Raw genomic sequence first — 14,326 nt, 5'->3', positions numbered from 1 at the left:
GTGATCCGCCGATGCTTCCGGACGAGACACTACCGTCACTTGCCGCTGTGCTGATGGTGTTCCGCAGGTGTTTCACCGCTCCGACGTACCGGACGTTCACCGGTCTGGTGGTCGGCCTGATCGCGCAGACGCGCTGGAGCTAACGAACACCGGGCAGCTGGTGCTGTCGCGTCGGCGGTGACGACGACGCCGTGCAGGTCGATCCGTTCCGGCAGTGGGGCGAAGGCGGGGATTTCGTTGCTCTTCGCGGCGACCTGGCGCTGAGCGATCACGGTCTGGCAGGGGTGCAGCGCGTCGCCGTCCAGGCGGGCCGGGAGCCGTCCCAGTGTGAAGGCGTCCGGCGTGGTGGAGGCCGGCCCGAGCCGTTCTCGCAGTTCGGAGTCGGTGGCGGCGGCGAAGCGGGCGATGGCGGCCAACGGCTTGGCTCCACCGAGGACGGCGAGCAGGCACAGCGCGAGCAGGGAGCCCAGGCGGTAGCGGCGGCCTCGGACCTGGTGGGGATCGGGTATCCGGCCCAACACCTCGGCCAGGCAGGCGAGCTGCGGCGGTTCCGGATCCGGGCAGATGGAGTCGGTGTCTCCGCAGTGGCGCTGCAGGACACCCGGTCAGGAAGGACGGCATGCGAACGCGACCCCTGCCCATGATCAAAGGCTTCGGCAACCTTGATCATCAGGGGTCGCGTCTCTCGTTGCCGAACCGGGCGAACCACACGCACAGGCATGTACACCGGCGACCAGCCCATCTCGCAGGCTGGGAACGCATCAGCCCTGGTGTCCTTGGGGTTGAGTTCGAGGCCGGACCAGTCCGGTTACGGCAGATACGACCGCGGCTTTGTGATCGGCGCTCCGCTGTAGTCACGGGGATCTGTGCGAACAGCGGTAGCTGCCGCCAGCCGGGACCCGGGCGCCAGGCCGGTGCAGGAGGCGGCTTGCGCGGGGCTCTCCGCCGTCCTCCGCGCCTCCGCGCCGACGGGGTCGGTCTTCTGCGGTAGTGCATCCCGACGAGGAACAGTTGGTGATGCCGGATGGCGGCGAGCCGGTCCCGCACGTCCGTCTCGTCCGCGGGATGGCCGGCGACGTTCTTCGCACTGAGGCGGGCCTGGCACCAGTACAGGCGGCAGTAGTTCCACTTCAGCGGCTGGATGCGGCGGCAGCCGGTGCGTGCGGCAGGTCCCGTACGACCGCCGGCGCCAACCCAAGCCCCCTCACCTTCAGCCCGACTGCGGATCGGTCGGATGACGTGAGAACGGTTCAGGAATCCCGAAGTTACGTCAAAAGCCGGCAGAGGACACGAAGGAGGAAGAACCCCCTGGCCACGGGGCCAGGAACTCAGCGGGGCTCAGGAGAACTCACGGGATGTCGCACAGTAGCCGGTCAGCAGGGTGAGCGGTCCGGTGTTGGTCAGGTCCAGCGACCGTTCCAGCCCGGGGAAAATGCCCGTGAGCTGGGCTCGCAAGCGGTTGACGGCGCGAGTGGCGGTCGCCCTCCGAGGGTGGCCGAAAGACGCACGTCGGCGGGTCTCAGAAGAGTGGCCAGTTGCGCAGGGCGGCGTCGGCCATCTCCTGGAGTTCGTCGCGGCCGACACCGCTCGCGGCTTGTACGGCGATGCCGTAGGCGAAGGTGGTGAGGTAGCGGGCCAGTAGCCCCGGATCGGTCTGCGGAGGCAGGTCGCCGTCGTCGACGGCACGCTGGAACCGCTCCCGGATGCAGGAGTGGCCGTTTTGGCGCCAGGCGACGAGGAGGTCACGGACTTCCTGCCCGGAGTCGCTGGTGGTCAGGGCGCTCTGGACGCCCAGGCATCCGTGGGGATGGGCCGGGCGGGTGGTGGTTCGAACGGTGCCGGCCAGGATCGCGGTGGCGACGCCGAGGGCGGTCGGCTCCTCCATGGCTCGGGCCAGGTATGCGCTCGGGCCTTCGGTGTAGCGCTCCAGGGCTTTGCGGAACAGCTTCTCCTTGTTGCCGAAGGCTGCGTACATGCTCGTGGTGGAGATGCCCATCGCGTTCGTCAGGCAGGCCGTGCTGGCCCCCTCGTAGCCATGCTTCCAGAAGACCAGCATGGCGCGCTCGAGAGCTTCGTCGGCGTCGAATCCTCGCGGTCGGCCGATCGGGCCGGTCTGTTTCGTCTCCACCCCCGCAGCCTACCGCTTCTGCAGGGATCGCTGCAGAAGTGCTAACGTTCGACTTCCGCAGCGATCGCTACGGAAATCGAAGGGGCTGCTCACATGGGACTACTTGAGGGAAAGACCGCTCTCGTCACCGGGGGCAGCACCGGAATCGGCCTGGCCAGTGCCGTGCGGCTGGCGGCCGAGGGCGCACACGTGTTCATCACCGGCCGACGCAAGACTGAACTCGACGCGGCCGTCGAAGTGATCGGTTCAGCGGCTACCGCGGTGACCGGTGACATCTCGAACCTGGCCGACCTGGACCGGCTCTACGAGACGATCCGCAGCCAGGAACGGGGCCTGGACATCCTGTTCGCCAATGCCTCCGTCGCCTCGCTCGTGCCGCTCGCGCAGGTCACCGAGGAGCACTTCGACACCCTCTTCGGCATCAACGTCCGGGGCACGCTGTTCACCGTGCAGAAGGCTCTGCCACTGCTCAACGACGGCGCTTCGGTCATCCTGAACGGCTCTACCAACGTGGACGTCGGCGATCAGGCGCTCGGCGTGTACGCAGCGACCAAGGCCGCCACCCGATCGTTCTCCCGGACCTGGGCCAACGAACTCAAGGGACGCGGCATCCGGGTCAACACCATCACGCCCGGCCCGACCGATACCCCTGCACTGTCGGGGCTCACCCCCGCCCCGGAGCGGTTCAAGCAGCAACTGGCGACGCGTGTGCCGCTGGGCCGGCTCGGGCGCCCGGCAGAGATCGCCGCTGCCGTGACCTTCCTCGCCTCCGAGCAGAGCAGCTTCATCACCGGTTCGAGCCTGTACGTCGACGGCGGCCTGAACCAGATCTGAGAGGCGTAACCACCCATGACAACAATTGGGATCATCGGCGCAGGCGAGGTCGGCAGCCAGATCGCCCGTGCGGCACTGGCAAACGGATACGAAGTCGTCATCGCCAACTCGCGGGGCCCCGAGACCCTGGAGAACCTTGTCGCTGAACTCGGCCCGTCAGCGCGCGCCGCACGCGCTACGGATGCCGCGGCAGCCGGCGACTTCGCCGTCGTGGCCGTCCCGCTCAAACTTGTCAACGACATGCCGGTGGAAGGGCTGGCAGGCAAGATCGTGCTGGATACGAACAACTACATGATCTGGCGCGACGGCCACTTCGACGTCATCGACTCGGGCGAGAAGACCGTGCTCGAACTGCGCCAGGAGCACCTCCCGACGTCCAAAGTCGTTCAGGCATTCACTCATATTCAGGCCCCCCGCATCACCACCGCCGGCCGTCCCTCTGGCACTCCCGACCGACTGGCGCTGCCGACCTCGAGCAATTTCCCGGAAGCCGTTGCACTCGTGACGCGGCTGTACGACCAGTTCGGTTTCGACACCGTGGACAACAGTCCGCTGAGCGAATCCTGGCGCACTGCTCCCGGCCAGCCGGCCTGGACCGAGCTCGCGCACCAGACCCGCGACAAGCTGACCGTCAATCTGACGAGAGCACGGCGTATCAGTCAGGCGCCCTCCTGACCGGCGGATACCCGCTTCAGCGATGGCCGGCACGGCGAGGCCGCAAAGTGCGTCGCGTCCCATCAACATCCAAGTGCAGCTCCGATTTGGAACTGCCGCACAGAAAGGCCACCTCATGTCCGACGGTGATCTGCGCGCGTTCTACCTTCGCTATATCGAGGAACTCAACGCCCACAAGTTCGACGGCATGGGCAAGTTCATCAACGACCGGACGACCCTGAACGGCGAGCCGGCCACCCGGGACGACCTCATCGCGGTGCAGAAGCAAGACGTGGACGCGGTCCCGGACCTCCACTGGGAGCTCAAGGAACTGCTCTTCGACAGTGACCGTCTAGCTGCGCGTCTGATCAACACGGGTACCCCGGTCAAGGAATGGCTCGGCGTGGCTCCCACCGGCGCCTCCTTCGAGATCGTCGAGTACGCCATCTACCAGCTCCGCGACGGGCGGTTCGTGCACATGACCGCCCTGCGCGACGCCGGCGAACTTCACCGGCAGCTGACCGGCTGATTCGGAAGAAACAGTCCGGACGCCGTCAACGGCCCACTCGGGCCACATCATTCGAGAGGACAGGCAATGACCGTCACACTGATCACCGGGGCCAACAAGGGGATCGGCTTCGAGACAGCCAAACAGCTCCTTGAGCTGGGCCACGTCGTCTACATCGGCGCGCGTGACGCCGAGCGAGGCGAGAAGGCCGCGGCAGCGCTCGGCGCACGATTCGTACAGCTCGACGTCACCGACGACGCATCGGTGAAGAGCGCGCTGGCGACGATCGACTCGGCCGAGGGCCGGCTCGACATCCTGGTGAACAACGCCGGCATCCTGGCAGACGGAGTCCTTGACGGCCCCACGGCACTCCGGGCCTTCGACACCAACGCGGTCGGAATCGTGCGCGTCACAGAGGCGGCGCTTCCCTTGCTGCGCAAGTCCTCCGCCCCGACCGTGGTCACCGTTTCGAGCAGCGCCGGGTCGTTCTGGGCCGTGACCAACCCGGACCGGCCGGAGTTCAACCTGCCGCTGGCGCTCTACTCCGCCTCCAAGTCCGCGGCCACCATGCTCACGGTCCAGTACGCCAAGTCCCAGCCGGGCATCAGGTTCAACGCGGTCGAGCCCGGCACCACCGCGACCGACCTGACCGCGGCATTCGGAATCGGAAGAACGCCGGAGGAGAGCGCCAGGGTCGTCGTGCGTCTCGCAACTCTCGACGCGGACGGCCCCACAGGAACGTTCCAGGATGAGAACGGCGAAGTGCCCTGGTAGCACACCCATGAACGATGAAACGCTCGCTCAGCGACATGAGACCGTCCGAGAGTACTTCAGGCGAGTGGACCGGGGAGACCCGGGCTTCGCCGACATCTGCACCGATGACATCGAGTTCTACTTTCCCAAGTTCGGGTTCGGGCACGGCCAGGACGCCATCGCAGAGTTGGCTCGACGGCTCGATCTCGAACACCTCGAACATGACATCGAAGGCCTGGACATCATGACGAGCGGAGATCGCGTGATCGTCGAAGGCCGCGAGTGGGGCACCACCCGCGACGGCCACGCGTGGCCCGACGGCGAAATCTCCAGAGGTCTGTTCTGCAACGTGTTCACGTTCCAGGGCCACCTGATCAGCAAGCTCCACGTCTACACAGACCCGGACTTCACCAGCAGCCACCAGGAGAAGGTTCGGCAGCTCCACCGCGGCTGACCTTCATGGTTCCCTAGGCGAACCGGGCCTCCCGCCTCCATCTGTACAGGGCTCGTCAGCTTGCTGACGAGCCCTGTCTGCTCGCCCAGAGCGTGAGCTGGGCGGCGTGCTGGGTGTGGCACGGCAGCGCATGCCTGCTGTCAAGCAGAGGGGCCGGAAGCACACGCTATGGGCTGTTCCCGCGGTGGCGCCACGAGGGCCAGGTCGACGATCCGCAGAAGCTCTTGGCGCGTCAAACCGTGGGCAGCCTGTACCGCACAGACTTACATGCCGCACCTATGCCCGCACCGAAGAGCTCACCAGGGAGCACGGTGACATGGGCTTCATCGCGGCACAGACGATCGATGAGTTCGTGGACTCGCTGGCGAAGCCCAGGGTCGCCATCATCATGGTCCAGGCTGGCAAGGGCACCGACACGGTGATCGAGTAGCTCGCCGAACGGTTCGAGCCGGGAGACATCATCATCGTCGACGGCGGCAATGCGAACTTCCAGGACACGATCCGTCGTGAGCACGGCGTTATCTCTGGCGGTGAGGAAGGCGCTCTCAACGGCCCTTCGATCATGCCGGGCGGCTCGGACGAAGCCTGGAAGACGCTGAAACCGATCGTGGAGTCCATCGCCGCCGTCGCCGAGGGCGAGCCGTGCGTCACACACGTCGGGCACGACGGCGCAGGACACTTCGCAAAGATGGTGCACAACAGCATCGAGTACGCCGACATGCAGCTCATCTCCGAGTCATACGACTTGCTCCGTCGGCTGGACGGATACGACACCGACGATCTTGCCGAGGTGTTCACGAAGTGGAACGAGGGTGATCTGGAGTCGTACCTCATCGAGATCACCTCTGAAGTGCTGAAGCAGCAGGACGTGGAGACGTACAAGGCGCTCGTCGACGTCATCCTGGACGAGGCCGGAGCCAAGGGCACCGGCGCCTGGGCCGTGCAGAACGTGGCCAGACTCGGTGTCCCGGTATGCGGCACCCCTGCCGCCTCTTCTTCCTTGTGACGTGACCTCCAGCGCCACCGCAGCCGGTTGGTCAGGGGCTCCCTGTGCTCGGCCAGCAGGGCAAGCAGGCCCTGGAAGTCCGCAGTCCAGTCGACGCCGCAGGTCGCAGGCAGGACCCTACTCCTGCACTGAGTTCAACGGCTCCCGGCCCACCGTCCTGGAGAGGCGGGATCAGAAACGCCACCGCAGCCGCCGCAGTCCGATTACGACAGCTACCGAAAGCGTAACGTCGTCGTCCTCAAGGTGGTGCTGTGGAACACCCGTTACCTGAAAGGCCGTGGTCACCCGGCTCTACGCCAGGCGACCACGGCATCAAGGACGACGGCTCCAGCCCCTCTCGGCTCACCCCGGCGTTGCCGACTACCAGGCCGCACGCCCGCCGGTGCTCTCCCCCAAGGAGCTCGCGCTGACGAACGGGGCCAACGGCGCCACGCACCGGTCGGCGGTCACGGGATCAGCAGGAGTTTTCCCGTGGTTGTGCGCGACTCGATGTCCGCGTGCGCCTTCGCGGCCTCGGCCAGCGGATAGCGGCCGCCGATCCGGACGACCAGCTCGCCCTTCTCTGCAAGGGTGAACAGCTCGGCCGTGCGCGCCCTGAGTTCCTCGGGTGTGCGGATGTGGTCCTCGGTCACGCCGTAGGTGAGGCGGGTGCTGCGGGGGATGTCGTTCATCGCGATGGTCGGCACGTCACCGATCAGCGGTCCGTAGAAGACCATCGTGCCGTGCGTGCGCAGTACTTGCAGTGATGCGGCGAAGGTGCTCGCGCCCGCACCGTCGAACACCACGTGCACCCCCTCGCCGCCGGTCAGCTCGCGCACCGGCCCGACGAACGCGTCACCGGTGGAGACCAGGACGTGGTCGGCACCGGCGTCGGTGGCCCACTTGACCTTCTCCGGTCGTGACACCAGGCCGATCACCGTGCCTCCGCGGGCCTTGACGATCTGGGTGAGCATCATCCCGACCCCGCCGGCGGCCGCGTGCACGAGCGCGACGGCCCCCGGCCGTACCGGGTGGGACGCGGTGGCGAAGTGGTCCGCGGTCAGGCCCTGCAGGAGCAGGGCCGCGGCCGTCTCGTCGTCGATGGCGTCGGGCACCGGGACGGCACCATTCGCCGGGAGCACGATCTGCTCGGCGTAGCTGCCGTGGGTGTTGATGGTCAGCCATGCAACACGGTCACCCGGGGCGAAATCGTGCACGCCCTCGCCCGTCTGTGCCACCACGCCGACGCCTTCCGCGCCGGGTACCTCGGCCACGGCCTGGCTGCGGATGGCGGTGTCGAAGAAGTTCACGGCGCTTCGCCACCTCGGCATGAACCTGCGGCGCCGCCGCTCCTACGACCGCGACGCCCCCGAGTGGCACACGATCGGCCGCCGCCTGCGGCCCCTGGACGTCGCCCACGCGGCCATGCGCTGCCCGGACACCCCGCACCACCGCCGGGCCATCACCGACGCCATCGGCCTCATCCTGCTGCGGGCGGCTGAGTTGGAGACGGCCCAGTGGCACTTCGCCTCGCTGCCGGGCTCGGGCCATCGGGGTCTTGTCGCCGAGCTGGAACTGCACGCGGAATCCAGGTAGTCATGGGGTGCCGGGCCTGTAGTGATGGTGTGCTGCGCGCAGGGCGCGCAGCTGGTCCTCGAAGCTGAACGCGTCCACGGAGCCGGCGTACGGCGCCGGAAGCCAGACGACTTCGCCGCTGCGCAGCTTGGCCACGACACGGAGGTTGTGGGTGCTGAGGCGGCGGTCGCCGGGTTGTACCCGCACGTCCTCGAAGCGGTCGATCTCGTCCCACTCCAGTCGGTGCCACCGCAGCACTGTGCGGTACCGCAGCCCGTCCTGGCCCGCCTCCAGGCGGCGCCGGAGGAACCCGAAAGCCGTCAGGGTCCCCACAGCGAGGACCGAGGAGCAGCCCACCCACTGGTCGTGCCCCGGAACACCGAGACCGGCCGCGACCCCTGCCCCGATCGCCGCTAGCGCGGCCAGCGCGGTCGTCCAGCGTGCGGACGCGCCCATGATGCGGAAGGACAGCTCAGCATTGCTTGTCATCCTCGTGATCCTTCCATCCGCCTGCCGCCGTGCGTAGATCCCGTCAGGCCGCAATTTGATGACCATGCCCCCCGGTGCGGGACGGCACGGTCGTCCACGGCTGATCTCAGCGTCTTGAAGGGTGTCAATATCCCGATCAGGCCGTTGAGCTGGGTGTTTCTTGTGGATGGAGAAGTCGTTGGGGTGGCGTGGTGTGGTACTCGTCGAGCAGGCCGCCGAGTAGGGACCGGAGGCTTTGCGGCGGAGTCGGGATGACGGCTATGCCCCTCGAGGTCCATGGGCAGGTTGCGGCCGAGCTGGGTGACCCGTGCGCCCGTAGGGTAGGCGGTGACGCCCAAAACGTGGACGCGCCGAGTCTTGATCTCCATGACGAAGACGACGTACAGACGCTTGAGGAAGACGGTCTCCACGTGCATGAAGTCACAGGCGAGCAACGTGTGGGCCTGGGAACGGAGGAAGGACCGCCAGGTCTGCTGGGAGGCGCGCTGCGGTGTGGGCGGCGGACCGGAGCGGCGCAGGACACGCCGGATCGTGGCGGCGGCGACCCGATGACCGAGCCGTCGGAGTTCGCCTTGGATCCTGACGTATCCCCAGGTCGGGTTCTCTCGCGCCAGGCACTGGATGAGCACGACCGTCTCTTCCGCCGGCGGTGGCCGGCCGGGTCCGGTCGGGGTTTGGCGCCATTTCCAGCGCCCGAGACGGCGGTGCCAGGTCAGCAGTGTGCCCGGGGTGACCAGCCGGTGGCGGCGTAAGACGGGTGGAAGGTGCCGTGCGAGAGCGGAGAGCACGGCACGATCAGCCCATGAGAGCCACGGCCGCTCGACCTGTAGGCCCAGCACAGCGACCTCATGGCGGAGAGCGAGGATCTCGGCGTTGTTCGCGGCGGCCGACCGGCCCAGCAAAAGGAAGCAGCCCAGCAGTCGGCAGAAGATCAGGTAGAGCAGTCGCAGACCCACGATCAATGATCATGCCCAAACTTGGGCAATCGAAAAGCCCCAGGTCAACCACCGTACGGCAATAAAGACACCCTTCACGCATCGAATCTTGATCGGTGACAGGCCAGCTCACGAGGTCATAGCTTGTGTAGTCCCGTGTACGGGCTGACGATGCGGACTTCGTGCGAGCCGAAGTCGACGAGCATCGCGGTCTTGTCCTCGACACCGATGACCTTGCCCAGGCCGTACCGGTCGTGTGAGACCCGTTCCCCTAGGGCAAAGTGCTTGGCCAGCGGAGCAACCGGGGCCTTGAAGGGGCTCGTGGACAGGTGGCGCCGGAGCGCGGGTCGTTTCGTCATATGGGGCCATTATGCGCCGTCGAGGTTCCTGAACGGTCCGGGAGTCGCCAACGTCGACTTGATCCGGCTGCTCACCTGCGATCACCCGGGCCATCTGCGAACGGGAGTGCCGCAGCGGGCACAGCTCGATGAGCTCAGCGCCGTCGTCACCGAACGCCGTGGTCGGTCATCAGGCGGTGGCTGGCATCCATGCCGTGCACCTGCAGTCCGCGGAGGGGACGTGCTGGCCGATGGCGGAGGCCCGGCCTGCGACGGTGGGGATGCCGAGGCTGTTGACCAGCGCCGCGAGCGCGTCGGGGTGCATCGGCTGTCCGGCCCGGCGCCCGGGGAAAAGCCAGCGCGAATCGCCATTCGTCGCGGTGTTCATGTTGTCCCGGTTGCCGATCCGGTTGAGCAGGAGATCGGCGACCGGGGCGGGGACCGGGGATGGCGGTTCGCCGAGCCGTAGGAGGACCTGGTCTCCGTCATGGACCACGTCGTCGACGGCACCCCGTTACCGGCTCGCCCGGCGGCCACCGGTGGCCGTGCTGTTCACCGCCTGCTGCCGTGGCTGCGGTGCCGAACGCCGGTCCCTGGCGGCTCGTGCCCCGCCAGCGCCGAACCTCGCGAACCACCTTGTCAGTACTGCTCGGTCTCGACGAACCCGGCGTCGCCGGCGCCAAAGGCGTCGGCGGCAGCAATGGGGTCGAATCCGGGCGGGCTGTCCTTGAAAGCCAGGCCCATGCCGGCCAGCTTCGCCTTGACCTCGTCGATCGACTTCGCACCGAAGTTGCGGATGTCGAGCAGATCCGCCTCCGATCGAGCCACGAGCTCACCCACCGAGTGGACGCCCTCACGCTTGAGGCAGTTGTACGAGCGGACGGTGAGCTCGAGCTCCTCGATCGGCAGCGCGAGGTCGGAGGCGAGGGCGGTGTCCGTGGGGGACGGGCCGATGTCGATGCCCTCGGCGTCGATGTTGAGCCCGCGGGCCAGACCGAACAGCTCGACCAGGGTCTTGCCGGCCGACGCGATGGCGTCGCGCGGGTGCATGGCCGGCTTGGTCTCGACGTCGACGATCAATTTGTCAAAGTCGGTGCGCTGCTCGACACGGGTCGCCTCGACCTTGTAGGTGACCTTGAGCACCGGGCTGTAGATCGAGTCGACCGGGATCCGGCCGATCTCCTGGCCCTGCTGTGTGTTCTGCACGGCGGAGACGTAGCCGCGACCGCGTTCGACGGTCAGCTCGATCTCCAGCTTGCCCTTGGCGTTGAGGGTGGCCAGGACCAGGTCGGGGTTGTGGACCTCAACACCGGCCGGCGGGGCGATGTCGGCGGCGGTGGCCAGGCCGGGGCCCTGCTTGCGCAGGTACATCACGACCGGCTCGTCGTGCTCGGAGGAGACGACCAGCTGCTTGATGTTGAGGATGAGGTCGGTGATGTCCTCCCTGACGCCGGGCACGGTGGTGAACTCGTGCAGCACGCCATCGATCCGGATGCTGGTGACGGCAGCGGCGGGGATCGAGGACAGGAGGGTGCGGCGCAGGGAGTTGCCGAGGGTGTAGCCGAAGCCCGGCTCCAGCGGCTCGATGACGAACCGGGAGCGGTATGCGTCGACGACCTCTTCGGTGAGAGACGGGCGCTGAGCGATCAGCATGAGGTGGTGCCTCCGATGTTCGGTGCCCGCTCTTTGATGCGGCACGGCAAGGATAGGGGTGGTGCGGCCTCACAAGAGGCCGCACCACCCGGCTCGGGGGGGCGTAGATTTACGCAGGATTGAACGGTGAGCAGGAGTGCCTGGTCAGCGAGGTGCCGGGCGGGTTAGCTGCGGTGGTCTCGGCGGGCGGACAGGTCTGTGTGGGCCTGGTCGTCGATCTCGATGAGGTAGGGGGCAACAAAGCCGTAGTAGTCCGCTTTGCGTTGGGTCGGTAGATCCTGCCAACCGGTGATGCGGCCGCGGCAGTGGCGCGAGCCGCACCGGCAGCGGGCGGCGAAGTGGTCAACCGAGTAGTTCCGCATCGCATAGTCGAAGGTGATCTCTTCACCGGCGGCGATGGGTGCGCGGCCGACGAAGTCGTGAGCGCCGCTGGAATTGAGGCGGATCCCGCAATTCGGTTCACACGAGTGGTTCACCTTCGGGACAAGCCCGCCGTGCAACACGAAACGTTCCGCACCGACCTGGGAGGCGTGGGAGTGGTTGCGGTCCAGTTCACAGTCGATGACACCAACCATCACCGTCTCACCGATCAGGAAGGGCCGGGTGGCGAAAACGCCTTCCCCTTTTCCGTCAGTTCTCCGGAGTTCGAAGCCGTTATCCATCGTCGCCTGCTCTCTGACGGATCAGCACGCCCGCGGGTGACCAAGCTACGGGCACGACAAATCGACGCGCCGCCGAGGGGCTCCTCGACCGCGGTCTGCTCATCCTTGCAGCACACCCGAGCGGCCATGGCCTTTTCGAGATCCGGGGGCCGATCCCCATCGAGGGCAATGCTGGAGTGTGCCGGAGCTGTGCCGTGGCGATCAGAACGGGTGGGGCTCGGCAGGCGCCGGGCCCTGGGCCTGCCCCGTGGAGGCGGAGGCCGGGCTCGCCACGGGGGCCGGTCCTGGCTGCGGGGCCGGGGCGGCAGGTCTTGGTGACGGTCGCTCTCGCGTACGTCAGGGACGCGGCGATCTCCTCGGCGTCGATCTCGACGGTGGTGCGGCGCTGGCTTTCTTTGTCGTCGATGGTGCGCTGCTTGAGCCGTCCGGTGACGATGACCCGCATGCCTCTGGAGAGGGACTGTGCGGAATTTTCGCCGGCCTGTCACCACGGTGAGCAGCGTAGGAACAGCGGTTCCTCGTCGACGAATTCGCTGCGTTCCCGGTCGAAGACCCTGGGGGTGGAGGCAGGATTATTCGCTTCAGCCGGATGCCGTCTCGCTCAAGCCTTGATGAGACTGATCAATTTCCTGTCAGACGGGACGGCGGGTTCCCAATTCAGGAACCCGCCGGAACCACCCGCACCAGCGACGCCAGCGGGCTGGGGTTATCGGGACTCTTCGCACATCAACGCGGCATCCCCACACGACAAGAGCCGCGTTCCACCAGGTCAGCGAATTCCGTCGGTGGCCCGGGGTACTACGAGTTCAGGCGCAGGCGTATGCGGTACGCCTCCTCCATCTTGGAGCGCAGCAGCGAAGCGGGGACCGCCTTGATGCCTCGCTCGCATACCCACCGGTTGTAGATCAGCAGCAGCTGTTCGGAGCCGTCGAGGAAGCCGTCCTCACGCGCTGGGATCGCCTTGCGCCGGGCGATGGTTTCCTGGGCCGGGTGGCTGGTCACGCGGTGCGCCGCGGTCCGGTAGGTGCCCTTGCTGTGGTGGTGGACGGAGCGGTCGAAAGCATCGGCGTCGGGGATGTCGCCTTCCTCAATGGCCTCGGCGTTTGACCCCGTCTCTACCGAGCCGTTCGAGGTAATAGGCCAGATAGGCGCGCTCGGCGTCGTAGAGGACGGCGAAGGATTCCGGGTCAGCGGCCAGGTGGTACATGCCACGCCTGAGCGGACCCGGGCCGCTCTCCTCATAGTAGAAGATGGCGTGGGCTTCTCATGGACGCGCGTAGGCGGCCAGCCAGCTACCGCCGTCCGAGTAAGACGCCTCCTCGGTGAGCATGGCAGGGCGGCCGCCGGCATCAGAGCCCCTGCCGCTGGAAAGGTCCCGGTTGGCGTCGACGATGTACGCGGCGAGCATGCGAGCGAGGTACGGTTCCAGGCCGTCAGGAATCCGGCGATCGAACTCCTCACCGAGCGCCAGAACTGCTGCGTGAGCGACACGGGCCATCGCCAGGCTGCGCGACCGCCACCCATCAGCCGTGGCCGCGACCAGCGCACGCCCCGCTACCTCTACGCCATCCTTCCCCGCACACAGCTCCTTTCCGCGCAATCCGAGGACATCCTTCACCCGCCCGATCCGGGACAGGTCCTCGCCCGGATCCGGGGCACGCGTGGCCGCCTGGGGATCGTCGGCCAGAGCGACGGTGGCGGGGGGCGCGGAACGGCAGTCAGGACGATCGTCAGCCAGTGTCGGGACCAGAACAGCGGCAGCTGTGCCCAGCACCACCACCGCAACCGAGAAGGTGACCACGCCACGCTTCTTGTCCTGCCGCAACCACATCCCATCACCCCACCTGTTACGGCCCGATATCATGTCCACGCCAGTCTGGCAGGAGCGTGGCGCAGACTTACCCCGCCGATCATGCGTCTCGCTAAGGTGACCTCGTGGAGAGGGCCCGATGAGTGCAGCGGGGATGAGCCGAGCCGAGGCAGTTGCCCTCGTGCAGAGGATCATGGATGCGGACTACGCCTCCGAAGAGGAGGCGGACAGCTGGCTGGACACGCTCGACAGGGCCCTGGCATGTCCGGCCGGACACGTCAGCGGCCTGATCTTCTGGCCACCGGAGCGGGAGCTCTCCGCCGACGAGGTAGTCGATCACTCCCTGGCATATCGGCCGATCGCCCTGTGACGACGCTTCCCTTCCATTCCGCTGTCACGGCCGACGCGTATGACGCCCACGGTCGGGAGGCTCGGCGTCCCCTCCCACGACCAGCCGGACATGATCGCCAGCACACCGACGCCGTGCCGGCGGAGTGCGGGACGCGCGGTGCGGCACGTCCGGGATGACGCCTCACTGGCCGACGGGC

17 protein-coding genes and 2 pseudogenes are annotated in these 14,326 nt (G+C 67.1%); 8 read left to right on the top strand and 11 right to left on the bottom strand.

Annotated features, from left to right (window positions below; translation table 11 throughout):
* Positions 1 to 35 precede the first annotated feature (35 nt).
* Together CCN51_RS11570 and CCN51_RS11555 are read right to left on the bottom strand one after the other, a co-directional pair.
* The gene (locus tag CCN51_RS11570; protein ID WP_086859518.1) at positions 36 to 521 is read right to left on the bottom strand and encodes a transposase family protein; all 486 of its coding nucleotides are present in this window, start codon (positions 519 to 521) and stop codon (positions 36 to 38) included.
* A 998-nt stretch (positions 522 to 1,519) separates the two neighbouring features.
* Complete coding sequence (locus tag CCN51_RS11555) at positions 1,520 to 2,128, bottom strand: TetR/AcrR family transcriptional regulator (protein ID WP_014182368.1); 609 nt, start codon at positions 2,126 to 2,128, stop codon at positions 1,520 to 1,522.
* Between the two features lie 93 nt (positions 2,129 to 2,221).
* Here CCN51_RS11555 and CCN51_RS11550 point away from each other — a divergent pair, with 93 nt between their 5' ends.
* From CCN51_RS11550 to CCN51_RS11525, 6 genes and pseudogenes are all read left to right on the top strand, one after another.
* A complete protein-coding gene (locus CCN51_RS11550) occupies positions 2,222 to 2,962 on the top strand; it encodes an SDR family NAD(P)-dependent oxidoreductase (protein WP_014182369.1) in 741 nt (246 codons plus the stop codon).
* A 15-nt stretch (positions 2,963 to 2,977) separates the two neighbouring features.
* Positions 2,978 to 3,637: an NADPH-dependent F420 reductase gene (locus tag CCN51_RS11545; protein WP_014182370.1), complete on the top strand. Its 660-nt coding sequence runs from the start codon at positions 2,978 to 2,980 to the stop codon at positions 3,635 to 3,637.
* A gap of 115 nt (positions 3,638 to 3,752) precedes the next feature.
* Positions 3,753 to 4,145, top strand: a complete 393-nt coding sequence (locus CCN51_RS11540) for an ester cyclase (protein WP_014182371.1) — start codon at positions 3,753 to 3,755, stop codon at positions 4,143 to 4,145.
* Between the two features lie 66 nt (positions 4,146 to 4,211).
* Positions 4,212 to 4,898, top strand: a complete 687-nt coding sequence (locus CCN51_RS11535) for an SDR family NAD(P)-dependent oxidoreductase (RefSeq protein WP_014182372.1) — start codon at positions 4,212 to 4,214, stop codon at positions 4,896 to 4,898.
* A 7-nt stretch (positions 4,899 to 4,905) separates the two neighbouring features.
* Complete coding sequence (locus CCN51_RS11530) at positions 4,906 to 5,331, top strand: nuclear transport factor 2 family protein (RefSeq protein ID WP_043488359.1); 426 nt, start codon at positions 4,906 to 4,908, stop codon at positions 5,329 to 5,331.
* Between the two features lie 184 nt (positions 5,332 to 5,515).
* Positions 5,516 to 6,322 (top strand): annotated as a pseudogene (locus CCN51_RS11525) (NAD(P)-binding domain-containing protein); the annotation flags it as partial.
* A gap of 461 nt (positions 6,323 to 6,783) precedes the next feature.
* On the opposite strand, the gene CCN51_RS11520 reads toward CCN51_RS11525, so the two are convergent.
* The gene (locus CCN51_RS11520) at positions 6,784 to 7,626 is read right to left on the bottom strand and encodes a quinone oxidoreductase family protein (protein ID WP_014182374.1); all 843 of its coding nucleotides are present in this window, start codon (positions 7,624 to 7,626) and stop codon (positions 6,784 to 6,786) included.
* Here CCN51_RS11520 and CCN51_RS11515 point away from each other — a divergent pair.
* Positions 7,610 to 7,912 carry a hypothetical protein gene (locus CCN51_RS11515; protein ID WP_162097959.1) on the top strand — a complete coding sequence of 101 codons (303 nt, stop codon included), beginning with the start codon at positions 7,610 to 7,612 and terminating at the stop codon, positions 7,910 to 7,912. The genes CCN51_RS11520 and CCN51_RS11515 overlap by 17 nt on opposite strands.
* On the opposite strand, the gene CCN51_RS11510 is transcribed toward CCN51_RS11515, so the two are convergent.
* The 8 genes and pseudogenes from CCN51_RS11510 to CCN51_RS11470 all read right to left on the bottom strand — a co-directional run bounded on the left by CCN51_RS11510 (position 7,913) and on the right by CCN51_RS11470 (position 13,769).
* Positions 7,913 to 8,380, bottom strand: a complete 468-nt coding sequence (locus CCN51_RS11510; protein WP_014182376.1) for a PH domain-containing protein — start codon at positions 8,378 to 8,380, stop codon at positions 7,913 to 7,915.
* A 1,072-nt stretch (positions 8,381 to 9,452) separates the two neighbouring features.
* Positions 9,453 to 9,674, bottom strand: coding sequence for a hypothetical protein (locus CCN51_RS11500; protein WP_014182377.1), 222 nt, complete (start codon positions 9,672 to 9,674; stop codon positions 9,453 to 9,455).
* Positions 9,675 to 9,843: 169 nt separating this feature from the next.
* Complete coding sequence (locus tag CCN51_RS11495; RefSeq protein WP_014182378.1) at positions 9,844 to 10,149, bottom strand: hypothetical protein; 306 nt, start codon at positions 10,147 to 10,149, stop codon at positions 9,844 to 9,846.
* Between the two features lie 143 nt (positions 10,150 to 10,292).
* Positions 10,293 to 11,306 (bottom strand): DNA-directed RNA polymerase subunit alpha, encoded by a 1,014-nt coding sequence (locus CCN51_RS11490; RefSeq protein ID WP_086859516.1) that lies wholly within the window; start codon positions 11,304 to 11,306, stop codon positions 10,293 to 10,295.
* Between the two features lie 164 nt (positions 11,307 to 11,470).
* Positions 11,471 to 11,968 carry an SET domain-containing protein-lysine N-methyltransferase gene (locus CCN51_RS11485; protein WP_014182380.1) on the bottom strand — a complete coding sequence of 166 codons (498 nt, stop codon included), beginning with the start codon at positions 11,966 to 11,968 and terminating at the stop codon, positions 11,471 to 11,473.
* Positions 11,961 to 12,431: pseudogene (locus tag CCN51_RS59915) on the bottom strand (single-stranded DNA-binding protein); the annotation flags it as partial. The pseudogene CCN51_RS59915 and the gene CCN51_RS11485, both read right to left, overlap by 8 nt.
* 335 nt (positions 12,432 to 12,766) lie before the next feature.
* Positions 12,767 to 12,970: a hypothetical protein gene (locus tag CCN51_RS11475; RefSeq protein ID WP_014182381.1), complete on the bottom strand. Its 204-nt coding sequence runs from the start codon at positions 12,968 to 12,970 to the stop codon at positions 12,767 to 12,769.
* 262 nt (positions 12,971 to 13,232) lie between these two features.
* Positions 13,233 to 13,769: a hypothetical protein gene (locus CCN51_RS11470; RefSeq protein WP_143675769.1), complete on the bottom strand. Its 537-nt coding sequence runs from the start codon at positions 13,767 to 13,769 to the stop codon at positions 13,233 to 13,235.
* 148 nt (positions 13,770 to 13,917) lie between these two features.
* Here CCN51_RS11470 and CCN51_RS11465 point away from each other — a divergent pair, with 148 nt between their 5' ends.
* Positions 13,918 to 14,148 (top strand): bacteriocin immunity protein, encoded by a 231-nt coding sequence (locus CCN51_RS11465; protein ID WP_043488360.1) that lies wholly within the window; start codon positions 13,918 to 13,920, stop codon positions 14,146 to 14,148.
* Positions 14,149 to 14,326 lie beyond the last annotated feature (178 nt).

Origin of the sequence: Streptomyces milbemycinicus (assembly GCF_002154605.1) — a bacterium.
In the GTDB taxonomy this organism is placed as follows: domain Bacteria; phylum Actinomycetota; class Actinomycetes; order Streptomycetales; family Streptomycetaceae; genus Streptomyces; species Streptomyces milbemycinicus.
The sequence above is the reverse complement of the archived record's forward strand: the minus strand, read 5'-3'. Positions and strand labels throughout refer to the sequence as shown.